Below are 22260 nucleotides of genomic sequence, written 5' to 3'. Positions count from 1 at the left end.
GACACGCGGTCGATAATTCAGTCGATTCCTGCGGCCTTTTACCGCTTTTCGTGTGTCCTTTTACCGATATTTCGACCAAATTTGCATGACGTTGACCCCTAAAACGCTGCTTCGTGTGTCGGTCGCCGTGGCCTTGATCACCATCGTGCTCAAGGGACTGGCCGGCTACATGACGAATTCCATGGGTCTGATCTCGGACGCGATGGAGTCCTTCGTCAACCTCGCCAGCGCCATGTTCGCGCTGGCTATGGTGACCATCGCCGAGCGCCCGGCCGACGACGACCACCCCTACGGCCACCACAAGGCCGAATATTTCTCCTCGGGCTTCGAAGGCATCCTGATCGTGGGTGCCGCCATCGCGATCCTCTGGGTTTCCGTCCAGCGGCTGCTGTCGCCGCAGCCTCTTGAGCAACTGGGCTGGGGCCTGGCGCTGTCGGTCATCAGCTCGGGCTTCAATGCGGCGCTGGCCTTCGTGCTCTTCCGCGCGGCGCGCACGCACCGCTCGATCGCGCTGGAGGCCGACGGCCGCCACCTGATGACCGACGTCTGGACCTCGGCCGCCGTCGTGGTCGGCATCATCGGCGTGCAGCTCAGCGGCTGGCTCTGGCTCGACCCGGTGCTCGCCATCGGCGTTGCGCTCAACATCGTGCGCGAGGGCTTCAAGCTGGTGTGGCGTTCGTCGCAAGGGTTGATGGACGAAGCCCTCGACCCCGAGACGATCGCCACCGTGCGCGCCACGCTCGACGCATTCGCCGCGCGCCAGCCCGAGGGCGACCGGCTGCGCTTCGACGACATGGTGACGCGCGGCGCCGCCCAGCGCCGCTTTGCCGACCTGCACATGCACGTGCCCGGCGACTGGACCCTGCAGCGCGCCGCGAACATGCGCGACGAACTGGAGCAGGCCCTCATGGACGCCGTGCCCGGCCTGCGCGTGACCATCCAGCTGCTGCCGCTGACCATGGAAGCGCGCGCCACCCAACTCGAGGAACATCACCCATGAAAGCCGTGCTCCAGCGCGTGGCCCACGCCCGTGTCGACATCGCGGGCCGCACCGTCGGCGCCATCGACGCCGGCCTGCTCGTGCTGCTGTGCGCCGAGCGCGGCGACACCGATGCGCTGGCCGACCGCATGCTCGCGAAGATCCTCAAGCTGCGCATCTTTTCCGACGACGCCGGCAAGATGAACCGCAGCGTGCAGGACATCGGCGGCGGCCTCCTGGTCGTGAGCCAGTTCACGCTGGCTGCCGACGTGAGCGGCGGCAACCGCCCCAGCTTCACCCAGGCCGCGGCACCCGACGAAGGCCGCAGGCTCTACGACCACTTCGTGGCGCTGGCGCGCGCCGCGCATCCGGTGGTGGCGACCGGCGAGTTCGGCGGCGACATGCAGGTGCACCTGCTCAACGACGGACCGGTCACGATCCCGCTGCAGATGAGCGCCCAGACCGCTCAGTAGGGCAGAGGCCGGGGCTCCAGCACCGCTTCCCACGCCACCTTCGGGTGCTCGTAGCGGTCGATCGTCACTTCCTCGAGATGACGCATGTGCCAGCCATCGGCAAAGAGCCGCTCCACCGCCGCGCGGTCGAAGAAGCGCTTGGGGAAGCCGTCGAACAGGTAGAAGCAGTCTTCATCGCGGCCCGTCACCGACGACGGGCCACGCCCTCCGTAGTGCAGGTCGTTGACCGAATTCAGGCGGCACAGCAGTACGCCGTTTGGGCGCAGCACGCGATGGATGCGCCGCACCAGTTCCAGCGTCGCGTCCCACGCGAAGTAATGCAGCGACAGGCTGGCCAGCACCACACCCACATTAGCGTCGGCCGGCAGCGGAAAGGGATCGCGAAAATCCTGGCAGTGAAACTGCGCACCGGCCGGCACCCGCACACGCGCCTGCGCCACCGCGTCCGGCGACAACTCGATCGCCACGACATGCAGCCCCGCATCGACCAGCGTGGCGGTGTCGCGGCCCGCCGCGCAGCCCAGCTCGAGCACCGGGTCTTCGCCTGCCCGCTCCGTCAGCAGGGGCAGCCACCGCGCCAACCAGGGATCGCCATGCGCGCCGGCCGCCACCGTCATCACTTGCCGTAGGGATTGCGAATGCCCAGGCCCGCAAGAATCTCGATCTCGTACGCTTCCATTTCGTCGGCGTCGGCTTCGCTCGTCTCGTGGTCCCAGCCCTGCGCGTGCAGCGTGCCGTGCACCAGCAGGTGCGCGTAGTGATCGGCCAGCGTCTTGCGGTTTTCTTTTGCTTCGCGTGCGACCACCGGCGCGCACAGCACCAGGTCGGCCATCACCAGCGGGTTGTTCGCATAGTCGAAGGTCAGCACGTTGGTGGCGTAGTCCTTGCCGCGAAACTCGCGGTTCAGGCGCTGGCCTTCGTCGGCATCGACGATGCGCACGGTGATCTCGCCATCGATGTCGAGCGCATGGCGAATCCAGCGCGTCACGCTGTGGCGCGGCAATGCGGCGCGGTGCCGCTCGACGCCCTTGAAGCGGCCGAACTGCAACGACAGGGACAGGGCAGGAAGCGTCATCTCAGTGCGCTCCCGTGCGCTTGCGCTGCCCGTCGTAGGCGTCCACGATCTTGGCCACCAGCGGGTGCCGCACCACGTCCGCGCTCGTGAAGTGCGTTGTGGCGATGCCGCTCACGCGCTTGAGCACGCGCTCCGCATCGATCAGGCCGCTCAGTTGCTGCTTGGGCAGGTCGATCTGGCTCACGTCGCCCGTCACCACGGCCTTGGCGCCGAAGCCGATGCGCGTGAGGAACATCTTCATCTGCTCGACCGTCGTGTTCTGCGCTTCGTCCAGGATCACGAACGCGTTGTTCAGCGTGCGCCCGCGCATGAAGGCCAGCGGCGCGATCTCGAGCGCGTTGCGCTCGAAGGCCTTCTGCACCTTCTCGTAGCCCATCAGGTCGTACAGCGCGTCATACAGCGGACGCAGGTACGGGTCGACCTTCTGCGTCAGGTCGCCCGGCAGAAAGCCGAGCCGCTCGCCCGCTTCCACGGCCGGCCGCGTGAGCACGATGCGCTGCACCGCCGCACGCTCCAGCGCATCGACCGCGCAGGCCACCGCCAGGTAGGTCTTGCCGGTACCGGCCGGGCCGATGCCGAAGGTGATGTCGTGCTTGGCGATGTTGTCCAGGTACAGCGCCTGCGTGGGCGTGCGCGCGCGCAGGTCGGTGCGGCGGGTGACGAGCATGGCCGCGTCGTCGTCCCCGTCGATCATCGAGCCGTCGCCGGCCAGCGTGAGCTGCACCACGGCCGGATCGATCGTGCGCTGGGCGATCTCGTAGAGCGCCTGCAGCACGTCCATGGCGCGTTGCGCGCTGGCCTTCGGGCCGTCGACCTTGAACTGCTCGTGGCGGTGCGCGATCTTCACCCCCAGGGCTTCCTCGATGCGGCGCAGATGCGCGTCCAGAGGGCCGCACAGGTGACCGAGGCGCGAATTGTTCAGTGGGGTAAAGGTGTGTCGCAGAATCACGCCGGACATTTCAAAGAAAAAGGGCACCCATGATAGGCAAACTCACCGGCACGCTGGCCGAACGCAATCCACCGCAGGTGGTGGTGGACTGCAATGGCGTCGGTTACGAGGTCGATGTGCCGATGAGCACGTTCTACAACCTGCCGAACGTCGGCGCGAAGGTGTCGCTGCTCACGCACTTCGTCGTGCGCGAGGACGCGCAGATTCTCTACGGCTTCGGCACCGCCGAGGAGCGCGGGGCTTTCCGCCAGCTCATCAAGATCACCGGCGTGGGCCCGCGCACCGCGCTCGGCCTGCTCTCGGGCATGAGCGTGGGCGAGCTGGCGCAGGCGATCACCACGCAGGAGTTGGGCCGTCTGGTGAAGATTCCCGGCATCGGCAAGAAGACCGCCGAGCGGCTGCTGCTGGAGCTCAAGGGCAAGCTGGGCGCCGACATCGGAATGCCCGCGCACGCGACCTCCGATGCGCAGACCGACATCCTGCAGGCACTGATCGCGCTGGGCTACAGCGACAAGGAAGCCGCGCTCGCCCTCAAGGCGCTGCCGAAGGAAGCGACGGTGAGCGAAGGCATCAAGCTCGCGCTGAAGGCGCTGGCCAAATAAGCCTGCGCGAGCCCGGCGCGCGGCCCGGGCTCGCGGTCCAGCCGCCTGTTCGCCTAATCGCCTATTCGCCTATTCGAGCGTCAGCCCGATCTCCTTGATCAGCACGCTCCAGTCGTGCAGATCCTTTTGCATCGTCGCAGCGAACTGCTCGGGCGTGTTCTGCGGCAGGTCGGTGAAGTTCAGCTCGCGCAGGCGCTGCACCACGGCCGGGTCTTTCAGCACCTGGTTCACCGCCACGTTGAGCTTCTTCACGATGGCCGGCGGCGTCTTCGCGGGGGCCAGGAGGCCGTACCACGAGTAGTTCGTGAAGGGGTAGCCGGCCTCGGTCATCGTCGGCACGTCGGGCAGCATCGGAATGCGCGAGGGGCCGCTGTTGGCCAGCGCCTTCAGGCGCCCGGCGCGCACCAGCTCCACCGTGGACGACATGTCGGCAAAGGCCGCGTCGACCTGGCCGCCCATCAGGTCCTGCACGCAAGGGCCGCTGCCCTTGTAGGGCACATGCATCAACGCCAGCCCGGCCTGCTTCTTGAGGCTTTCCATCGCCAGGTGGCCGCCGGAGCCGTTGCCCCACGAGCAGTAGCTGAGCTTGTCGGGCCGCGCCTTGGCGTAGGCGACGAATTCCTTGAGCGTTTTCACGGGCAGGTCCTGGCGCACCAGAAGCAGGTTGCCGCCGCGCCCGATCTGCGCCACCGGCGCGAAGTCTTTCAGCGGGTCGTAGGGCAGCTTCTTGTAGAGGCTGGGGTTCACCACCATTGCCGCGGCGTAGGTGAACAGCAGCCGGTAGCCGTCGGGTGCGCCGCGCGCCACGAGGTCGGTGCCCAGGATGCCGTTGGCACCGGGCCGGTTGTCGATGATGAAGGTCTGCTTCATCGTCTTGCCGAGCGCGTCCGCGATCAGTCGCGCGATGGTGTCGGTGCCACCGGCTGCCGACGTGGGAACGACCAGCGTCACCGGCTTGTCGGGGTAGGCATCGGCGCCCTGCGCGTGGCCGGCTGTCGCCATCCATGCGGTGAGCGCGACGCAGGCCAGCGTGCGCAGACGGAGTCGGAGGAATGTGGTTGTCATGTTTTCTTGTCTCCTGGGATGAGCGTCAGTGAATGCCGAAGCGCGCCTGCGTTCCCTGTTCGATCATGTCCGCGCCGACGCGGTACAGGTTGCGCGACACGTAACTGGGCACCTGCCGTGCGCGCTCGCGCAGCCATTCGGCCTTGAGCGAGCGCGCCTCCACGATCTCGGGCGCATCGCCTTCGGCGGTGGCCAGCAGGTCGATCACGTGGAGTGCAAGCTGCCAGTTGCCGCCTTGTGCCAAGGCGAGTGCATGCGCGATCACGCCGCGCTTGTCGGTGATGGCGTCGGCCACGGCCCGGCCGATGGCTTCGGGTGCCTCGGGGTGCAACGATGTCGGGTTGCGGTCCCACCAGCCGTTCTCCGAGCGGTAGATGTCGCGCACGATGTAGCCGGGGTCGCCGTAGGTGGGCTTCATCCACTCGACGCCGAACAGTTCATCGGGAAAGCGGATGCGCGCCAGGATGCCGCGCTCGTTGAGCCCTTCGTTCATCAGCCGCACGACTTCGGCGCGTAGCCAGCGCAGCGCGCGGGCGGTGTGCGTGAGCACGTGCCGCACCTGCTCTTCGCCTTCGAGCGTGGCGCCGAACTCGCGCACCGCCTTGCGGGCGCCGAGCGCCGCCAGCGCATCGAGCGTGTCGGCCCAGCGCACCGTGTCGCGCATGGTGCGAAAGGGCGTGCCGATGTTGGGAATCGAATCGATCAGCGCCGCGCCGCCGTAGAGCACGCGCTGCGACGGGCTCCACAGCGCGATGGCGTCATCGGTTTCCGAGGGCGCCCAGCGCAGCTCGACGCTGCGCTCGCCGTGGCCGATCTGCAGGCGGTCGTCGAAGGTCTCGGTCGGCGCGTGCATGGCGAGCCGGTGGTCGAAGAAGCCCGCCGGCCGGTTGAACTGGATCTCGGCCATGCGGTGCTGCAGCGCCTGGGTCTCGCGATAGCGCGCATAGCGCCGCGGCACGTTGCGGTGCGCGATGACGCGCGGCGGCGCATCGCCCCGCTGCGCGGCATGCGCCAGCCACATCGGCACGCCCGAGTTGTAGCCCACGTGCCCGTGGCTGTAGCACAGCGCATGCAGTGGCGCATTGCTGAGCTGGTGCACCGCGTCGATCATTCCCTGCGTCACCGGGCCGCCGGGGCCGGCGTCGATCACCACGAGGCCGAGGTCGGTCTCGGCCACGAACGACTGCCCCTGTCCGCGCAGGATGTGCAGGCCCGGTGCCACCGTCTCGGTGCCCGTGCCGACGATGAGAAAAGGCTTTTCTTGTTCCACGGTGTTCGTGCTCATGCGGCCTCCCCGGTGCGGACCAGCGCCGGCAGCGCATAGCGTCCGTCCAGCATTTCGGCGCGCGGCACATAGGCGCGAAGGCACAGGTAGAAATCGCCTTCGGGCGCGGGCAGCCAGTTCGCCCGCGCGGCTTCGCCATCGGGCCGCGCATGCTGGATGTGCAGCGTGAGCCCGCCGTCGGCGTCGCGGCGCAGCGCGGGCGTGCGGTCGCCGATGGCGTAGCGGTCGATGGGGTTGTCGACCAGCATGTAGTCGCGGCTGTCGTACATCGTGAGCGACCAGAAGGCTTCGACCGGCGGCATCGCACCGGGCGCGAACCGAAGCGTGTAGCGTCCGCTTCCGTGCAGCTTGCAGCCCGAGGCGTCGTGCCATGCCAGCGGATAGGTCGCCTCGCGGCTTTCGAGCATGCCGATGTACTTGAGCGCCACCAGCGCGCGCGCCATGTGGTCATCGCCGAAGCTGCCTTCGACCAGCGGCATCTGCACCCAGCCGGTCGAAGACGTGGCGCCGGACTGCGCGTTGCGTAGCCGTGGCAGCACGGCATCGAGTGCGTCTTGCAGCACGGCGCGCTGTGCTTCGTCGAGCGCGCCGGCATCGGGCCCGAGACCGAGTGTGGCGAAGCGGGCGAGCAAGCCGGCATCGCGCGCGGGCGGCGGGTTCTCGCGCAGTGCGCGGTTCACCTGCGTCGCGAAGTGCTCGGCGGTCAACGGCGCCTTCGGATCGCAGGCCGGGTCGAAGGGCTTCGGCTTTGACGCCTTGCCGGCCTGCCAGTCGCCGAGCGTGCGAACAAGAAAACCATCCTGCAGCGCATTGACCACAGGCACGTCCTGCTGCCCGTCGACCAGGATGCGGCCGATGATCCACAGCCAGCGCGTGGGCGCCTCGATGTGCGCGCCGGGCTCGCTGAATGCAGTCGGCAGTTCGCCGCGCCAACCCGGCGGCGTGACGAGGAACGAGCGCGCGCCCGTGCCCGTGAGCCGCTGGCCGATGTGCGCGAAGGGGTTCGTGTAGAAGTCGAGCAGGCCCAGCACGTAGTAGCGCCCGGCCGTGTCGGGCACGTCGATCACGAGCGGGCCATCGCCCAGGTCGAGCCATGCGTTGGTGTAGAGCGTGTCGTTGTTCGGCGTCACCACGCGGCTCTTGCCCGCGCCCAGCAACTGCCGCGCATGCGTGAACACGTTGCACCAGCGCTGGGGCTTGGGCGCTTCGCCGGCGGTGTCGGTGCGCTGCGGCGAGGTGGCCGCGCGCATGCGGCTCATCTCGTAGAGCGGAAAGGCATAGACGACGGCTTCTTCGGCCAGCGTGTGCAGGGGGCTGGTATCGGTGTTCGCTTGCATGGCTCAGCCCTGTTGTGCCTGCAGCGCAGGAACGCGCCAGCTCTGCACGCCTTCGCGCGGGTAGTACATGCGCAGGATCAGGTAGAAGCGGCCGGCCGGCGCGGGCAGCCAGTTGGCGGTGTCGCTCGGGCGCGCGTGGCTCAGGTGGATCTCCAGGCTGCCGTCCGCGCCATGCTTCAGGCCCGGCGTGCGGTCGCCGATGGCATGGCGTCTGATCTCGTTGGGGTAGAGAAAACGGTCGGCGTCGTAAAGCGTCACCGACCAGAAGGCATCCGCCGGCGGCAGGTCGCCGGCCTCGAAGCGCATCGCATAGCTGCGCTGGCCGTCCAGCGGTTCCTGCTTCGCGTCGTGGTGCGCCGCGGCGTACACCGCCTCGCTGGTGGCCAGCGCGCCCAGGCCCAGGTAGGCGGTGCGGGCGCGGCCGAGGAACTCGTGGCCATAGCGTCCGGTGGAAGGCGTCATCGACCAGGGCTTGGGGCGGCGGTTGCGGCCCGCGGCGCCGACCAGTTGCACGCCTTCGGCAAAACCTTCGCTCAGGCCTTCGCGCGCGGGTTCGTCCAACGTGTTCCATGAGAACGCGGCGTCCGGCCGCAGGCCGACCTGGCCGAACCACGCCACCAGCGCGCGGTCTTCCACCCGGCCCGGCGCCTCGGCCATTGCCTGGCACATGTTGGTGAAGAAACGCGGCGCCACCTGCGCGGCCGGTTCGTCGTGCTCGAAGGCGGCGGCCATGGCGTCCACGGGCGGGCCGGCCCAGTGCTCGACGGCGGCCGGACGGCCCTGCAGCACCGTGCCGGGCGCGGGCGCCAGCTTGATCTCTGACTGCAGCGCGCGCGCGGCCGGCCAGTCGCTCTCATCCCCGACCAGGATGCGGCCGATGAGCCAGACGAGGTCGGTCGGGCAGCGCACCACGCGGTGGCCGGCGAGCGATTCCGGCACCGTGCCGCCGGGGCCGACGAGCACCACCGTCTCGCCCTCGGGGTTGCAGTTGCGCGGCCCCAGGTTTTCGAAGTTCTCGGTGTAGGCGTCGTACAGCGGCAGCACGAAGTAACGCCCCGGATGGCGCGCCGACGCGGGCACCGTCAGCAGCATCGGCCCGTGGGCCAGGTGAACCCAAGCGATGGTGTAGAGCAGGTCGTTGGCCGGCGTCACCACGTCGCGGTCTTCGTCGGTGGAAGGGCGCGGCGCGTGGTGCAGCGTGTTCAGCGGTGCGCGCACGTCCGAGCCGTGCGAGGCGCCGGCGCGGCGCTCGCCTTGCAGCGCGGTCTGCATCGCGCAGGTGCGGTAGGTCTCGGTGAGCGGGTAGCCGTAGACGAAGGCGGCCAGACCGATCGAGCGGGCGAGTGCCTTGCGCGCAAGGGCGACGGCGAGTTGGGGTTCGGGAGCGTTCATGTCGAAGGTCTCTTTGCTGGAGTTCATGGGAATGCGGAGGGATGGCGCTCAGTCGAGCTTCACGCCGGTGGCCTGCGTGAGTCGCAGCGTCACGGGAAGAAAGGCCTTGTAGGCAGCGGTGGCCTCGGCCGGCAGGTTGCCGGCCGGCTCGGCGCCCAGTTCCTCGATGCGCCGGCTGACCTCGGGCTGGCGGATCACCGCGCTCACCTCGCGCCCGAGCCGTTCGACCACCGCGTCGGGCGTCTTCGCCGGCGCCATCAGCGAGGTCGGTCCGGTGAGCGCATAGACCTCGTCGGCGTAGCCCTGCTCGGCGAAGGTCGGCACGTCGGGCAGCGCCTTGGCGCGGCGCGGGCCGACGACTGCCAGCGCGCGCAGCTTGCCGGCCGCGATGTACGGCTGCAGCGTGGTGATCGAGCCCACGGTCATGTTGATGACGCCGCCGATCAGGTCCACCGCCATCGGGCTCTCGCCCTTGTAGGGCACGTGCAGCGTCTGCAGGCCGTAGGTCTTGTCCATGTAGACCTGGATCTGGTGCGGCTGCGTGCCCGGCCCCCACGAGCCCATCGTGTACTTGCCGGGCGCGGCCTTCACCGTGGCGATCAGGCTCTTGAAGTCCTTGGCCGGCACCGAAGGGTGCACCGCCAGCACGGTGCGCGTGGTGGCGATGTCCGAGACCATGCGCAGGTCGGTGCGCGGGTCGTACGGCAGCTTGCTGTAGAGCACCATGTTCGCGGTGACCGGGCCGGGCACCGTCAGCAGCAGCGTGTAGCCGTCGGGCGCGCTCTTGGCGACGTAGTCGGTGCCGATGATCCCGCCCGCGCCGCTGCGGTTCTCGACCACCACCGGCTGGCCCAGCCGCTTCGACAACCCCTCGGCCACGATGCGCGCAAGGATGTCGGTGGAGCCGCCCGCCTGGTACTGCACGATGATGCGCAGCGGCTTCGACGGAAAGGCGCTCTCCGCCAGGGCGCTGCCCGCGGCAAGGGCCATCGCGGCGCCGATGCCGAGCATGCGCACAAGTGTGGCGGCCGTCGAGCGTTGCTTCTTCGATGTCGTCATGCGATCTGTCTCCGGTGGTTGTTCGTTCATGTGCCGCGCCCGACGACCAGCGCATCGACCGCCACGCAGCCGCCGTCGGCCAGTGGCCGCGCGATCAGCGGGTTGATCTCGGCGCTGTCGAGCGAGTCGCCGGCGCGCAGCGCGAAGTCGGCCAGCGCGCACAGCGCATCGGCAATCGATTCGAGGTCGACTGGCGCACGGCCGCGCGCGCCATCGAGGATCGCGAAGGCGCGCAGCCCGCGCACCATGGCCAGTGCGTCGTCGCGCGTGATCGGCAGTGCGCGCAGCGACACGTCGCGCAGCGTCTCGACATGGATGCCGCCCAGGCCGAACATCAGCACCGGGCCGAACACCGGGTCGCGGTGCACGCCTGCGATGCATTCGACGCCGCCGCTCAGCATGCGCGCCACCAGCGCACCGTCGAGCCGCGCATCGGGCCGCGCGGTGAGGGCATGATCGCGTGTGCGCTCGAAGGCCGCGCGTGCCTGCGCCGCGCCGCGCAGGCCGAGCGCCACGCCACCGACGTCCGACTTGTGCGGGATGTCCGCGCTGACGATCTTCACCACCACCGCATCGCCGATGGCTTCGGCGGCCGCTGCGGCCTCGTCGGCGCTGTGCACCACGCGGTGGGCGACCACGGGCACGCCGGCTTCGGCAAGCAGCGCCAGTGCGTCGGGTTCGGACATCGTGCCGGGTGCGAGCTTGAGCGGATTCGATGGAGGTGCCGAAGCCGACGAAGGCGCCGCGCCTGTCTTCAGCCCTGCCAGCGCGGCAATCGTGCGGATGCCGTCCGACGGGTCGGCGAACACCAGGCAGCGCATCGCCTCCAGTTCGGCACGGCGTTCCGGCGCCAGCAGCGTGCTGATCGCGAGCAGCGTGTCGGGGTAGGCCTCGCGCAGCGAACTCACAAGCCCGCGCAGCACGGGCCAGAAGGCATCCGATGCGCCCGCCGCCGCCAGGAAACCCATCCACGATGCGAAGCCGCGGTCGTCGAGCATCACGCGGGCGCTGCGCTCCAGCAGGCTCATGTCGTTGGTGACCTGCCCGGTGATGTCGACCGGGTTGCGCGGCGCCGCGAAGGGCACCCAGCTGCGCAGCGTGTCCTGCGCGGCATCGCTCAGCGGCTGCACGTCGAGCCCTTGCGCCGAGGCCTCGTCGGCCATCAGCGCGCCCACGCCGCCCGACAGCGTGAACAGGCCGATCGAGCGGTCGCGCGGGCGGCCCGCCACGGCCGCGCTGTGCGCCAGGTCGAAGAACTCGGTGAGATTGCGCGCGCGCAGCACGCCGTACTGACGGAACACCGCGTCGTACACCGCGTCGTCGCCCGCCAGTGCGGCGGTGTGCGAGGCGGCGGCCTGCGCCCCCAGCGCCGTGCTGCCGACCTTGACCATCACCACCGGCTTGCCATTCGCCTGCGCGAGCGCCAGTGCCGCGCGCAGCCGGGGGCCGTCGCGGCAGCCTTCCATGTAGCCCATGATCACGTCGGTGGCCGGGTCTTGCGCGAGCCACGCCAGGCAATCGGCGAACTGCACGTCGGCCTCGTTGCCGGTGGTGGCCCACAACGACAGGCCGACGCCGCGCGCCCGCGCCATCGAGTACGCATACGCGCCGAACGCGCCCGACTGGCTCACCAGCCCGATGCGCCCCGCCGCCACGCGGCCCACGCCGGGCGCGGGCGAGAAGGTCGCGTAGACGTTGCGCGCGATGTTCATGAAGCCCAGGCAGTTGGGCCCGATGAGCCGCACGCCGGCCGCGCGGGCCTTGTCGCCGAGCCGTGCCTGCGCGGCCGTGCCTTCGGCGCCGATCTCGGCAAAGCCCGACGAGAACAGCACCACGCCTTTCACCTTCGCGGCGATGGCGTCGTCGAGCGCGCCGTCGACCAGCGCGGCGGGCACGGCGAGGATGGCCAGGTCCACCGGCTGGCCGATGGCGCGCAGGCTGGGCCACGCCTGCATGTCCTGGATGCGGTCGGCATTGGGGTTGACCGGGTAGAGCGCGCCGTCGAAGCCGAAGCGGCGCTGGTAGTCGACCGGAATGCCGCCGATCTTCTGCGGGTTGGACGAGGCGCCGACCACTGCGATGGCGCGCGGTGCGAACAGGGCCGACAGCGATTCGGCCTGGGAAGTGAAGAAGTCCATGGAGCGGGTCGAAGAGGGCGTTTCAGAAGTTGTGGCGGATGCCGGCGGCAAGCACGCGCACGCCGTTGCCGCTGTTGGGTGCGACCGCGATGGTCGCGAGCGAGGCCGAGGCGCCATGCCGGTTGAGCAGGCGCAGCCAGCGCGCATAGAGCACCGTGCGCTTGCTCAGGTAGTAGTCGTAGCCCAGCGTCCAGGCCAGCTGCGAGCGGTCGGTGCCGGCCACCTTGCGCTGCATGGCCTCGAACATCAGGTTCGACGAAGGCGTCACGTTGTAGGTGGTGCCCAGGCTCGCCAGCTTGGCCGCGCCGACGCCGGGCAGGCTCGAGGTGTTGCGCACATAGTTGGCATACAGCTGCAGCCCGATGGCCGGCAGCTCGTACGCGCCGCTCAAAGACTGGTAGGTGGTGGTGGCCGGCGAGGCCACGGGCGCAGCGGCCGAGCCGGAACGCGCGCGCTGGAACGCATAGGCGATGTAGTAGGGCTTGCTCGCCCAGCCCACGCTGCCGCCGTAGAAGTTGCCGCTCTGGTGGCTCGGCGCGCTCGATTCGCCGGGTGCGTAGGCGATGTCCGCGAAGAAGTCGCTGCTGGCCGGCGTGCGGTAGCGCACCATGTTGCTGGCGCGCGCTGCGAAGGGCGTGAGCCCCGGCTGCGCGTCGGTGGCGGCCACCAGGTTGATCGGCGAGAACACCGAGTTGATGCCGTACGGGTCGGCCTTGAACAGCGCGTAGAACATCGGCGTGTACATGCGGCCCGCGTCGATCTGCCCCCACGGCGCCGACAAACCCACGAAGGATTGGCGGCTGAACGAAATGGCCGGCCCGGGCAGCGTGCCGGCGCCTGTGTCGGGCGCAAAGCCGCCTTCGAGCGTGAAGTGCACGCCCAGCCCGCCGCCGAGGTCTTCGGCGCCGCGAAAGCCGATGCGCGACGCCGTCTGGCCGCCGTCTTCGAGCCGCACCGACGAGGCGTTCCCCGACTTGGCCTGTGCCATGTAGAGATCGACGGTGCCGTAGACCGTCACGCTGCTCTGCGCCAGTGCGAGCGAGGAGGCCGCCAGCGCAAGGCCGGCGGTGCTTGTCTTCTTCATGTGGTGTTGTCTCCGGTGTGGCTTGCCGCATGCGGATGCATGCCGGTGCCGCTTGTGTGCTTGTCGATGCCCGGTGCTTACGATAGAAACGACAGCGCCCCGAATCTGTCAACGCTTTGACAGATTCGTGAACATCACGGCAGGGAGAACCCGCTGGCCCGATCGACCAAGCCCCCCTCATCCATCGCCAGAGACGCCGAAGAAAACGCGGCGTTGCTGGAGCGTGCGCTGCGCTGGAACGAGCTGTTCTCGCGCTGGCCCGATGCGCGCCGCGCCGACCTGATGAAGTCGGCGCGCCTGGAGCGCTACAGCCGGCGCACGCAGGTGCTGGCGCACGACCGCCACCGGCGCGAGCTGCTGGTGGTGGTGTCGGGTTGCCTGGAGATCAGCAGCATGAGCACCCATGGGCGCAAGTACGTCAACGCCCTGCTCGGCCCCGGGCAGGTGGCGCCGCTGGTGCGCCTGCTCGACGACGTGCCGCTGGCCTACGACTACCACGCGCACGAAGACTCGGTGATCGTCCACCTGCCTTGCGATGCCGTGATCGCGGTGCTCGATGCCGAGCCCATCCTCTGGCGCGACGTGGCCAAGCTGGGCCTGCAGCGCCAGCGGCTGAGCATCGTGCTGCTGCAGAACCAGATGCTGAATTCCATCCGCGGGCGCGTGGCCGCGACGCTGATGAGCCTGATCCACTTCTACAGCGGACAGGGAGATGGCGATGCGGCCCCGCTCGTGCGCCTCTCGCAGAACGACCTGGCGGCGATGCTCGGGCTGTCGCGTCAGACCATCAACAAGGAGCTGGGCCGGCTGGTGGAAGAGGGCGCGATCGACATGAGCTACAAGCGCATCCGGATCGTGGATGCCGAGCGGCTTGCGCGCATTGCCGCGGGCACCTGAGCGAACTCAGGGGTGGATCTTTTCGCCCTTGGCGAGCATCTCGACGAACTGCGCGATACGGCGGGCCCGCGTCTCGGGCTTCTTCGCGCCCTGTGTCCTGAACAGGATCGCGAAGCGGTTGCGCGCATCCAGCTTGGCGAAGAAGGCGGCGGCCTTCTTGTTGGCGTCCAGCGCCGCCTGCAGGTCGGGCGGCACGGTGGCGGTGCTCGATGCCTCGTAGGCTGCCTCCCAGCGCCCGTCGGCCTTGGCGCGTTCCACCTCGGCCAGGCCGGCCGGTTGCATGCGGCCTTCTTCGATGAGCTTGAGCGCCTTGGCGCGGTTGATCTGCGACCAGATGCTGCGCTTGGTGCGCGGCGTGAAGCGCTGTAGAAAGTAATGCGCGTCGTCGCTCTTGCGCTGGCCGTCGATCCAGCCGTGGCACAGCGCGACTTCGAGCACCTCGGCATAAGCCACCGTCGGAAAGCCGCTGCCCTTCTTCGCCATGCGCAGCCACACGCCGGCGGCGGTCGCGTGGTGGCGCTTGAGCCAGCGCTCCCAGCCGGCCACCGTGGGGCAGTCGACCGGCGTGTCGTGCACCACCCGCTCGGGCGCGGCCGCTGCTGCGGCCTTCACCGCCTTGGCGGGTGTCGTGCTCTTTGTGCTCTTCGTGCCCGTCGTGCTCATGGCACCCACCAGTAGCGCAGCGCGTGGAAGTAGATCGGCGCCGCGAAGATCACCGAGTCGAGCCGGTCGAGCATGCCGCCGTGGCCTTCGATCATCGAACCCCAGTCCTTCACGCCACGGTCGCGCTTGATGGCCGACATGACCAGCCCGCCGAAGAAGCCCATAAGGCAGATCGTGAGCGCCATCAGCGCGGCCTGCCACGGGTTGAACGGCGTGGCCCAGTAGAGCGCGGCGCCCAGCGCGGTGGCGCTCGCCACGCCGCCGATCAGGCCTTCCCAAGTCTTGGACGGCGACAGCTCGGGCGCGACCTTGCGCTTGCCGAACAGCTTGCCCCACACGTACTGCAGCACGTCGCTGCCCTGCACCACGATCACGAGGAAGGCGATCAGCAGCAGGTTGCGGCCCTCGAAGCCCGGAATCTGCAGCGTGAGCAGCGCGGGTACGTGGCTGATGCAGAACACGCACACCATCAGGCCCCACTGGATCTTGGTGGTGCGCTCCAGAAAGCGCTGCGTGTCGCCGCCCAGCGCCGCCAGGATGGGCAGGAGCAGGAAGGCGTAGACCGGGATGTAGATCGAATAGAGCCCGTACCAGTCGATCCAGATCAGGAAGTACTGGCCCGGCAGCGCCACGAAGAACGCCAGCGCGATCGCGCCGTGGTCGCCGCGCCGCGTGTAGGCCAGGCTGATGAACTCGCGCAGCGCATAGAACGAGATCAGGTAGAACAGCACGATCACGCCGCCCTTGCCGAACGCGAAGGCCAGGCCGATCACCGCCACCATCACCCACCACGCATTGACGCGCGAGTTGAGGTTGTCGATCACCGAATGCGGCTGGCCGTGCGCCACGCGCCACTTGAGCAGCGCGCCGATGGCCGAGGCCAGCACCAGCACGCCGAAGACGCCGCCGAAGAGCTTGAACGTGGTCCAGGCGAAGGGAGAAAGCTCGATCACGATGCGGCTCCTGCGTTGTTGCCGTTCTGTTCCACCCGGTCGTATTCGGGCCGCAGGTCGAGCATGGCCTGGCGCGCGCGCGCCAGGAAAGACACCTTGTCTTCGCCTTCGGCCAGCACGATCGGTGTGCCGAAGCGCACCGTGCAGGCCAGCGGAATCGGCACCAGCGTGCCCTTGGGCAGCACGCGCTTGAGATTCTCGATCCACACCGGCACCAGCCGCACGTTGGGGCAGGCGCGTGCCAGGTGGAAGAGCCCGCTTTTCAGCGGCAGCAGGATGTCGTCGCCCGTGTTGCGCGTGCCCTCGGGGAACATGATGAGCGAGTCGCCGCCTTCCAGCGCCTCCTTCATCTGGTCGACCGGGTTGCCGCCCTGGCCCGAGCCGTCGCGCCGGATCATCAGCGCATTGAACACGTCCTTGCCGATGAAGTTGCGCAGCTTCGAGGCCTCCCAGTAGTCCTGCCCGGCCACGGGCCGCGTGAGCGCGCGCAGGTCGGGTGGCAGCGTGGCCCAGAGCAGCACGAAGTCGCCGTGGCTCGTGTGGTTGGCGAAGTACAGCGTCTGCTCGGCCTTGGGCGTGGTGCCCGACCAGATCGCGCGCACGCCGGTCAGCAGGCCGGCCGCGCCGATGATCAGCTTGCCCGCGACGATGGCCAGGCCGCGCCGCAGCACGGTGCTTTCGGGCGCCTTGCCGGCCGCTTTGTCGGGCGCCTTCTCGGGTGCCGTCTCGGGCGCGGCGTCGTTCTTTTTGTTGTTGTCTTCTTCGTTCAAGAGAGGTCCTGTGTCATCAAGGCAAGGAGGAACATCGCGCTCTGGCAGGCGATCACGATGGCGTGGCGCTGCATGAGCTGCCGCGTGCCGCGCACGCGGTCGTCCAGCGGGCGCGCGGCGTGTGGCGACGGTGGCGGCTCGCGCAGCCCGAGGGCCGAGAGCGCCTTGTCGAGTGCGTCGAGCGAGGCGACGGTGTTGCGCGCGAGGCCGTCGAACAGCGCCTCGTCGAAGCGCAGCCGGAACGCAAAGTAGCGCTCCAGCGCGCCGAGGATCACGACCGCGCCGAAGCCCATGGTGGCCGTGGTCGAGAGCGAGCGCATCGTCAGCGCGAGCACCAGCGCCGAGATGCAGGTGAGCGCGAAGCCCCAGAGGGCCAGCAGCGCGGTGGCGCGCAGCAGGCCCGCCAGCGCGGCGCAGGTGGTGCGTTCGGTGTCATCGGTCATGGGGCGGTACCTCCGGCAAAGGCTTGAACGGCTCCAGCGACACCCGCCACGCGCCCCGCAGCACGATCTGCGGCCGTGCGTGGCGCACCGTGTCTTCGGCCTCGGCGGGGCCGGCGGCCGGCCCGTAGCGGCCGAGCCAGGCGATCACCGCCGCGGCGCTGCGCGAGAAGCCGAGCGCGCAGCAGACCCACACTGTCGCACCGTCCGCGTTCCGGCGCTGGCCTTCGATGACCGCCGCCGCGCGCTGCAGTCGCACCGTGGGCGGCACCACCAGATCGAGCAGGGGCACGCAGCGCGCATGCGGTACGCCGGCCGGCACCTGCAGCTCGGCGCACAGGCTCATCAGCCGGGGCTGGCCAGCGGCCAGCCATTCGGCGCGGGTCGGCCGGCGGCCCAGGCGCAGGCCCGGCACCACCTCGACCGAGACCGGCAGCTTGCGCGTCCAGAGCCACGCATTGAGCGCCGCGCCCAGCCGGTAGGGCGCGAACAGCCAGCGCGCGGCCCAGCCCATGCGGCCCCGTCCGTTCATCTGGAAGCCGCGCGCGCCCAGGCCGATGTAGTTGAGCGCCACGAAGGCAAGCGATGCCGCGGGCCATGCGAGCCACAGCCACGCACCGCCGCCAGACAGCGCGGCGGCAAGAAAGATCACCGCACCCACGGCATAGAAGCCCGCGAGCTTCCAGCGTTGCGCGTCACGCGTGACCCGCCACGCACGCGGCATCGACACCACGCGCTCCAGCGGCCACAGCCACACGCACACCAGCCCGAGCAGCGCGCCGGTCGGAATGTCGATGAAGTGGTGCTGCCACGTCGTGAGCACCGACGCGCAGATCGCGAAGGCCCACACATGCAGCACCACGCGCGCCCAGAGCAGGCGCGGCGCGCGCAGGAACTGCCGGTACCAGTCCCACAGGATCACCGCCAGCGCGATGTGCAGCGACGGCGCCTGGTTGAAGGGCTGGTCGAAGCCGCGCAGCGCGTTGAACAGAAAGGCCGGCGCGCCCTCGACCGGCGGCTGCCCGAAGCTGAAGTGCAGCGGCCAGACGATGAAGCAGGTGCAGGCGATCAGCGTCGCGGTGACGAGCCGCAGCGCATGCCGGTCCAGCGTGTGCTTGCTGCGCGCCAGGAACAGCGACAGCGCGTAGAAGACGTTGATCGTCCAGTACGGAAAGATCGTCCAGGGCCAGAACGGCACGTGCCGCTCCCAGTCGAAGGCCATCGACGGCACGTTCGCGCGCGTGTTGGCCCACCAGTTGGCAAAGCCGTAGGTCGCATAGAACAGCGGCCCGAGGAACACCAGCCATGCGGCTGCGCGCTTCCACGGACGCTGTGCCAGCCAGGCGGTCATCGGAAAGCCTCCGTGCTGCGCACTGCGGCGCGAGCTTGCTTGGAGCGGCCCGGCGCGGCGCTCATCTGCCGGTACGCACCGCCAGCGAAACCGTGAAGATGCCCCACTCATCGACCCGCTGGTCGATCTTGCGGAAGCCCGCTTCTTCCACCAGTTGATCCATCTCGACCTGCGTGCGGCGGCGCATCACCCAGGCCTCGCCCTGGCGGTGGCTGGTGAGCGCGCGCGCGATCATCTCGAGCTGCGGATGCCATGGCTGGCCGGTATAGACGAGGTAGCCGCGGTCTTCCACCGCGTCGCCCACGCCCGCGAGCGAGCGCTTGACCATCTCGTTGTCGGGGAACAGCTCGTACAGGCCCGACACCACGGCCAGCGTGGGGCGCGGCGTGACGCTCGCAAGGCTCATGCGATCGAAGGCATCGGCCTGCACGAACTGCGCGACGTCTTCCAGGCCCTTCTCGGCGATGAGCGCGCGGCCGTCGCGCACGTTGATGTCGCTGTAGTCGCGCAGCAGGATCGACGCCGCCTTCACGGGGCTTGCCTGCACCGCGTCGAGCACGTAGCGGCCATGGCCGGCCGCGATGTCCATCACGCGCACCTCTCGGTGCATTTCGGCCAGCTGCTCCATCGCGATGCGCAACAGCTCCTCGACGTGGATCTTGCGCTGGCGGATGCCGCGCCAGCCGATGGAGTTCAGGTAGGTGTTGTCGATGGAACGGCCCAGCGCGCCTTTGCCTTCGGGGTGGTTGCGGTAGACGTAGTCGAGCGTGCTGCCCGAGTCGAAGCCGGTCGCGTGGCCGAGCGCGATGCCGCTCGACAGCGCGCCACCGATGCGCAGGCCGCTGCGCGTCATGGCCCAGTAGAGGCCGCGCGGCGACAGCGGCGCGAGCGGTTCGGCCAGCGCGCGCGATTCGTCGGCCGTCTCGCCGCCCAGGTGCGCCTCGCGGCGGTCGACCGGCTCGGCCGGTTCGTCGAAGCGCTGCAGGATGAATTCGCGGATCTGTGCCACGGCGGGCGCACGGTCTTTTTCGCCCAGCGTGTCGTGGAAGAAGCCCGGCAGTTCGATCTTGGTCTTGACCGCGCTGCCCAGCCGCTCGAAGAACTGGTGCTGCGGCTTGTGGTGCACCACCCAGTCGGCGCCCGAGATGAGCAGCTGCACCGGCAGCGTGATCGCGTTGGCATCGGCCACCACGCGGTCGGCCGCCTCGTACAGGCCCAGCAGGATGTTGACCGCGATGGGTCGCGAGATCAGCGGGTCGCTTTCGTAGCTGGCGATGCGCGCGGGGTCGTGCGTGAGGAACTTCGCCTTCACGTAGCTGTTGACGAAGAACAGGCCGCGCAGCTTGTGCATCAGCGCCAGGCCGGGCCGCGCGAACGGCACGTAGAGCTTGACCTTGAAGGCCGGCGAGGCCAGCGTGAGGCCGCGCACCTTGGGCGCGTAGTCGTGTGCCCAGGTGGCGATCAGCACCGCGCCCACGCTCTGCGCGACGACGTGGATGTCCTGCTCGGGCACGCCGTGCGCGCTGCCGATGTGCTGCACGAAGGTCTGCACGTCGCGCACCGAGGTGCCGAAGCTCGGGCTGTAGCCGCGCTGGCCGGGCGAGCGGCCGTGGCCGCGCGCGTCCCAGGCGAAGAAGTCGAAGTCGGGCAGGTCGAGTTCGTCGACCAGGTGCGCCATGCGCGCACCGTGCTCGTGGCCGCGATGGAACAGCACGATGGCGCCGCGCCGCGTGGCGCCCGTGGCAGGCCAGTGGCGGTAGAACAGCGATTCGCCGTCGTGCGTCTGGAAATGAAGTTCGTTCGGAACGCGTGGGGTCGTTGCAGTCATTGAGTCCCTGTGAGTCTTTCTTGTCTTGTCTTGTTTTGTTGTTCAGTTGCGGCCGGCCGGTCTGGCGGCGGCGGCTTCGGCTTCGGCCAGCGCGCGGCGGATGCGGTTGACGGTGGTCCAGGCCACGAGCGCGGCGACCAGCGGCATGAGCCATGCCGTCCAGCCCGGCAGCGGCCAGCCCAGCGCCACGTAGAGGCCGAGCGCGCCGAACACGAAGGCCCGGTCGCTCTTGCCCAGCGGGCCGTCGTAGCGGCGCGAGGCGCCCACCGTGGGGCCCAGCGCGCCGGCGAATTCGCTCAGCCCGGCCAGCACGATCACCGTGCCGACCCAGAACGGGCTGAACGGCAGCACCAGTGCGAAGGGCAGGTAGAGCGCGGCATCGGAGACCACGTCGGTCAGTTCGTTGAGGAAGGCGCCCAGCCTGCTTTGCTGGTTGTGCTCGCGCGCCAGCATGCCGTCGATGGCGTTGAAGGCCATGCGCAGGAACATCCATGCGGGGATGAGCCCGAAGGCCGCCAGCGAGGGTGCCGCGAAGAAGAGCCAGAGCCCGAGCACGACCGATACGACGCATGCCGCCAGCGTGACCTGGTTGGCGGTGACACCCATCGAATGCAGGCGGACCACCAGCGGCCGCAGCAGGGCCTGGAAACGCGGCTTCAGTTCGTAGATCGACACGTGCTGGCTTCCCCTCGTTAGTTATATGGCCGAAGCATTCTGCCAGTGAAGAATGGCCCCCACGCTCGGCACTTCGTGTCCTCGCTGCCCCCCGAGGGGGCCGCTCGCTTGCTTGGGGCGGCCCGGCGCGGCGCTCGGCACTAAACTCGCAGCCGAAGAACCCCGCCCATGACGATCCAGACCGACGATTTCGCACCCGCCCCCCAACGCGTGGTGTCCGCAGCCCCCGCTTCGCCCAACGAAGAGGCCATCGAGCGGGCCTTGCGCCCCAAGCTGCTCGACGAATACGTCGGCCAGGCCAAGGTGCGCGAGCAGCTCGAAATCTTCATCGGCGCCGCGCGCAAGCGCAAGGAAGCGCTCGACCACGTGCTGCTGTTCGGCCCGCCCGGCCTGGGCAAGACCACGTTGTCGCACATCATCGCGGCCGAGCTGGGCGTCAACCTGCGCCAGACCTCGGGCCCCGTGCTCGAGAAGCCCAAGGACCTGGCGGCGCTCTTGACCAACCTCGAGCCCAACGACGTGCTCTTCATCGACGAGATCCATCGCCTGAGCCCGGTCGTCGAAGAAATTTTGTACCCCGCGCTGGAGGACTACCAGATCGACATCATGATCGGCGAGGGCCCCGCGGCGCGCAGCATCAAGCTCGACCTGCAGCCCTTCACGCTGGTGGGCGCCACCACCCGCGCCGGCATGCTGACCAACCCGCTGCGCGACCGCTTCGGCATCGTCGCGCGGCTGGAGTTCTACACGCCCGAAGAACTGGCGCTGATCGTGACCCGCAGCGCGGGGCTGCTCAAGGTCGAGACCGATGCGGCTGGCGGCTTCGAGATCGCCCGCCGCTCGCGCGGCACGCCCCGCATTGCCAACCGCCTGCTGCGCCGCGTGCGCGACTACGCCGAGGTGAAGGGCAACGGCCGCATCACCGAAGACATCGCGCACAAGGCGCTGGCCATGCTCGACGTCGACCCGCAGGGCTTCGACCTGATGGACCGCAAGCTGCTCGAAGCCGTGATCCACCGTTTCGACGGCGGCCCGGTCGGGCTGGACAACGTGGCCGCCAGCATCGGCGAAGAGCGCGACACCATCGAGGACGTGATCGAGCCTTACCTCATCCAGCAGGGTTATCTGCAACGCACGCCACGCGGGCGCATCGCGACGCTGGCGGCTTACCGCCACCTCGGCGTGGCCCCGCCTTCCGGCCGCGCGGACGGGCAGGACCTTTTCGGAGCCTGAGACTGGAAAGTC

Annotated in this window: 22 protein-coding genes; 5 read left to right on the top strand and 17 right to left on the bottom strand. The window is 69.1% G+C overall.

What is annotated here, in order from left to right:
- Positions 1–85: 85 nt before the first annotated feature.
- Both ACGLHS_RS11580 and dtd read left to right on the top strand, forming a co-directional pair.
- Complete coding sequence (locus ACGLHS_RS11580; RefSeq protein WP_093246615.1) at positions 86–1000, top strand: cation diffusion facilitator family transporter; 915 nt, start codon at positions 86–88, stop codon at positions 998–1000.
- The gene (dtd, locus tag ACGLHS_RS11575) at positions 997–1452 is read left to right on the top strand and encodes a D-aminoacyl-tRNA deacylase (protein ID WP_394479694.1); all 456 of its coding nucleotides are present in this window, start codon (positions 997–999) and stop codon (positions 1450–1452) included. Before ACGLHS_RS11580 ends, dtd begins: the two co-directional genes overlap by 4 nt.
- Here dtd and ACGLHS_RS11570 read toward each other — a convergent pair.
- From ACGLHS_RS11570 to ACGLHS_RS11560, 3 genes are read right to left on the bottom strand one after another with little or no spacing between them, the layout of a single operon-like run.
- Positions 1446–2069: a methyltransferase domain-containing protein gene (locus tag ACGLHS_RS11570; protein WP_394479692.1), complete on the bottom strand. Its 624-nt coding sequence runs from the start codon at positions 2067–2069 to the stop codon at positions 1446–1448. The two genes, dtd and ACGLHS_RS11570, sit on opposite strands and share 7 nt — an antisense overlap.
- A complete protein-coding gene (gene ybeY / locus ACGLHS_RS11565; protein ID WP_394479690.1) occupies positions 2069–2527 on the bottom strand; it encodes an rRNA maturation RNase YbeY in 459 nt (152 codons plus the stop codon). The genes ACGLHS_RS11570 and ybeY overlap by 1 nt, the downstream gene beginning before the upstream one ends.
- Position 2528: 1 nt before the next feature.
- Positions 2529–3485, bottom strand: a complete 957-nt coding sequence (locus tag ACGLHS_RS11560) for a PhoH family protein (RefSeq protein WP_176801247.1) — start codon at positions 3483–3485, stop codon at positions 2529–2531.
- A gap of 20 nt (positions 3486–3505) precedes the next feature.
- Here ACGLHS_RS11560 and ruvA point away from each other — a divergent pair, with 20 nt between their 5' ends.
- A complete protein-coding gene (ruvA, locus tag ACGLHS_RS11555; protein WP_394479689.1) occupies positions 3506–4078 on the top strand; it encodes a Holliday junction branch migration protein RuvA in 573 nt (190 codons plus the stop codon).
- Positions 4079–4147: 69 nt separating this feature from the next.
- Here the strand turns inward: ruvA and ACGLHS_RS11550 are convergent, their stop codons facing one another.
- The 7 genes from ACGLHS_RS11550 to ACGLHS_RS11520 all read right to left on the bottom strand — a co-directional run bounded on the left by ACGLHS_RS11550 (position 4148) and on the right by ACGLHS_RS11520 (position 13438).
- Positions 4148–5143, bottom strand: coding sequence for a Bug family tripartite tricarboxylate transporter substrate binding protein (locus ACGLHS_RS11550; protein ID WP_394479688.1), 996 nt, complete (start codon positions 5141–5143; stop codon positions 4148–4150).
- 25 nt (positions 5144–5168) lie between these two features.
- Positions 5169–6428 carry an alkyl sulfatase dimerization domain-containing protein gene (locus ACGLHS_RS11545; RefSeq protein ID WP_394479687.1) on the bottom strand — a complete coding sequence of 420 codons (1260 nt, stop codon included), beginning with the start codon at positions 6426–6428 and terminating at the stop codon, positions 5169–5171.
- Positions 6425–7765, bottom strand: coding sequence for a DUF1254 domain-containing protein (locus tag ACGLHS_RS11540; protein ID WP_394479686.1), 1341 nt, complete (start codon positions 7763–7765; stop codon positions 6425–6427). The genes ACGLHS_RS11545 and ACGLHS_RS11540 overlap by 4 nt, the downstream gene beginning before the upstream one ends.
- A gap of 3 nt (positions 7766–7768) precedes the next feature.
- Positions 7769–9184: a DUF1254 domain-containing protein gene (locus ACGLHS_RS11535; RefSeq protein WP_394479685.1), complete on the bottom strand. Its 1416-nt coding sequence runs from the start codon at positions 9182–9184 to the stop codon at positions 7769–7771.
- A 21-nt stretch (positions 9185–9205) separates the two neighbouring features.
- A complete protein-coding gene (locus ACGLHS_RS11530; protein WP_394479908.1) occupies positions 9206–10168 on the bottom strand; it encodes a Bug family tripartite tricarboxylate transporter substrate binding protein in 963 nt (320 codons plus the stop codon).
- A gap of 74 nt (positions 10169–10242) precedes the next feature.
- On the bottom strand, positions 10243–12354 hold the full coding sequence (locus ACGLHS_RS11525) for an acetate--CoA ligase family protein (RefSeq protein ID WP_394479683.1): 2112 nt from the start codon (positions 12352–12354) through the stop codon (positions 10243–10245).
- Positions 12355–12376: 22 nt separating this feature from the next.
- The gene (locus tag ACGLHS_RS11520; protein WP_394479681.1) at positions 12377–13438 is read right to left on the bottom strand and encodes a porin; all 1062 of its coding nucleotides are present in this window, start codon (positions 13436–13438) and stop codon (positions 12377–12379) included.
- A gap of 213 nt (positions 13439–13651) precedes the next feature.
- On the opposite strand from ACGLHS_RS11520, the gene ACGLHS_RS11515 reads away from it, so the two are divergent.
- Positions 13652–14335 (top strand): Crp/Fnr family transcriptional regulator, encoded by a 684-nt coding sequence (locus tag ACGLHS_RS11515; protein WP_394479679.1) that lies wholly within the window; start codon positions 13652–13654, stop codon positions 14333–14335.
- A 6-nt stretch (positions 14336–14341) separates the two neighbouring features.
- Here the strand turns inward: ACGLHS_RS11515 and ACGLHS_RS11510 are convergent, their stop codons facing one another.
- The 7 genes from ACGLHS_RS11510 to ACGLHS_RS11480 all read right to left on the bottom strand — a co-directional run bounded on the left by ACGLHS_RS11510 (position 14342) and on the right by ACGLHS_RS11480 (position 21015).
- A complete protein-coding gene (locus ACGLHS_RS11510; protein WP_394479677.1) occupies positions 14342–15007 on the bottom strand; it encodes a YdeI family protein in 666 nt (221 codons plus the stop codon).
- A complete protein-coding gene (locus tag ACGLHS_RS11505) occupies positions 14995–15951 on the bottom strand; it encodes a phosphatidate cytidylyltransferase (RefSeq protein WP_394479675.1) in 957 nt (318 codons plus the stop codon). Before ACGLHS_RS11505 ends, ACGLHS_RS11510 begins: the two co-directional genes overlap by 13 nt.
- Complete coding sequence (locus ACGLHS_RS11500) at positions 15948–16622, bottom strand: lysophospholipid acyltransferase family protein (protein ID WP_394479906.1); 675 nt, start codon at positions 16620–16622, stop codon at positions 15948–15950. Before ACGLHS_RS11500 ends, ACGLHS_RS11505 begins: the two co-directional genes overlap by 4 nt.
- Positions 16623–16717: 95 nt before the next feature.
- Complete coding sequence (locus tag ACGLHS_RS11495; protein ID WP_093246627.1) at positions 16718–17164, bottom strand: hypothetical protein; 447 nt, start codon at positions 17162–17164, stop codon at positions 16718–16720.
- Positions 17154–18512, bottom strand: a complete 1359-nt coding sequence (locus tag ACGLHS_RS11490; RefSeq protein WP_394479673.1) for a phosphatase PAP2/dual specificity phosphatase family protein — start codon at positions 18510–18512, stop codon at positions 17154–17156. Before ACGLHS_RS11490 ends, ACGLHS_RS11495 begins: the two co-directional genes overlap by 11 nt.
- Before the next feature lie 61 nt (positions 18513–18573).
- Complete coding sequence (locus ACGLHS_RS11485; RefSeq protein WP_394479671.1) at positions 18574–20340, bottom strand: bifunctional alpha/beta hydrolase/class I SAM-dependent methyltransferase; 1767 nt, start codon at positions 20338–20340, stop codon at positions 18574–18576.
- A 42-nt stretch (positions 20341–20382) separates the two neighbouring features.
- Positions 20383–21015 carry a CDP-alcohol phosphatidyltransferase family protein gene (locus ACGLHS_RS11480; protein ID WP_394479669.1) on the bottom strand — a complete coding sequence of 211 codons (633 nt, stop codon included), beginning with the start codon at positions 21013–21015 and terminating at the stop codon, positions 20383–20385.
- Positions 21016–21183: 168 nt separating this feature from the next.
- Between ACGLHS_RS11480 and ruvB the strand changes: the two genes are divergently transcribed.
- Complete coding sequence (ruvB, locus tag ACGLHS_RS11475; RefSeq protein WP_394479667.1) at positions 21184–22248, top strand: Holliday junction branch migration DNA helicase RuvB; 1065 nt, start codon at positions 21184–21186, stop codon at positions 22246–22248.
- The last annotated feature ends 12 nt before the right edge of the window (positions 22249–22260 follow it).

Source organism: Variovorax sp. VaC1 (assembly GCF_043658315.1).
In the GTDB taxonomy this organism is placed as follows: Bacteria; Pseudomonadota; Gammaproteobacteria; order Burkholderiales; family Burkholderiaceae_C; genus Variovorax.
This window is presented reverse-complemented; position numbering and strand designations above follow the sequence as displayed.

Excerpts from the sequence above, each read along its gene's own strand:
- ACGLHS_RS11580 (WP_093246615.1), top strand. The coding sequence starts at position 86 with ATGACGTTGACCCCTAAAACGCTGCTTCGTGTGTCGGTCGCCGTGGCC.
- dtd (WP_394479694.1), top strand. The coding sequence starts at position 997 with ATGAAAGCCGTGCTCCAGCGCGTGGCCCACGCCCGTGTCGACATCGCG.
- ACGLHS_RS11570 (WP_394479692.1), bottom strand. The coding sequence starts at position 2,069 with ATGACGGTGGCGGCCGGCGCGCATGGCGATCCCTGGTTGGCGCGGTGG.
- ybeY (WP_394479690.1), bottom strand. The coding sequence starts at position 2,527 with ATGACGCTTCCTGCCCTGTCCCTGTCGTTGCAGTTCGGCCGCTTCAAG.
- ACGLHS_RS11560 (WP_176801247.1), bottom strand. The coding sequence starts at position 3,485 with ATGTCCGGCGTGATTCTGCGACACACCTTTACCCCACTGAACAATTCG.
- ruvA (WP_394479689.1), top strand. The coding sequence starts at position 3,506 with ATGATAGGCAAACTCACCGGCACGCTGGCCGAACGCAATCCACCGCAG.
- ACGLHS_RS11550 (WP_394479688.1), bottom strand. The coding sequence starts at position 5,143 with ATGACAACCACATTCCTCCGACTCCGTCTGCGCACGCTGGCCTGCGTC.
- ACGLHS_RS11545 (WP_394479687.1), bottom strand. The coding sequence starts at position 6,428 with ATGAGCACGAACACCGTGGAACAAGAAAAGCCTTTTCTCATCGTCGGC.
- ACGLHS_RS11540 (WP_394479686.1), bottom strand. The coding sequence starts at position 7,765 with ATGCAAGCGAACACCGATACCAGCCCCCTGCACACGCTGGCCGAAGAA.
- ACGLHS_RS11535 (WP_394479685.1), bottom strand. The coding sequence starts at position 9,184 with ATGAACTCCAGCAAAGAGACCTTCGACATGAACGCTCCCGAACCCCAA.
- ACGLHS_RS11530 (WP_394479908.1), bottom strand. The coding sequence starts at position 10,168 with ATGCTCGGCATCGGCGCCGCGATGGCCCTTGCCGCGGGCAGCGCCCTG.
- ACGLHS_RS11525 (WP_394479683.1), bottom strand. The coding sequence starts at position 12,354 with ATGGACTTCTTCACTTCCCAGGCCGAATCGCTGTCGGCCCTGTTCGCA.
- ACGLHS_RS11520 (WP_394479681.1), bottom strand. The coding sequence starts at position 13,438 with ATGAAGAAGACAAGCACCGCCGGCCTTGCGCTGGCGGCCTCCTCGCTC.
- ACGLHS_RS11495 (WP_093246627.1), bottom strand. The coding sequence starts at position 17,164 with ATGACCGATGACACCGAACGCACCACCTGCGCCGCGCTGGCGGGCCTG.
- ACGLHS_RS11490 (WP_394479673.1), bottom strand. The coding sequence starts at position 18,512 with ATGACCGCCTGGCTGGCACAGCGTCCGTGGAAGCGCGCAGCCGCATGG.
- ACGLHS_RS11485 (WP_394479671.1), bottom strand. The coding sequence starts at position 20,340 with ATGACTGCAACGACCCCACGCGTTCCGAACGAACTTCATTTCCAGACG.
- ruvB (WP_394479667.1), top strand. The coding sequence starts at position 21,184 with ATGACGATCCAGACCGACGATTTCGCACCCGCCCCCCAACGCGTGGTG.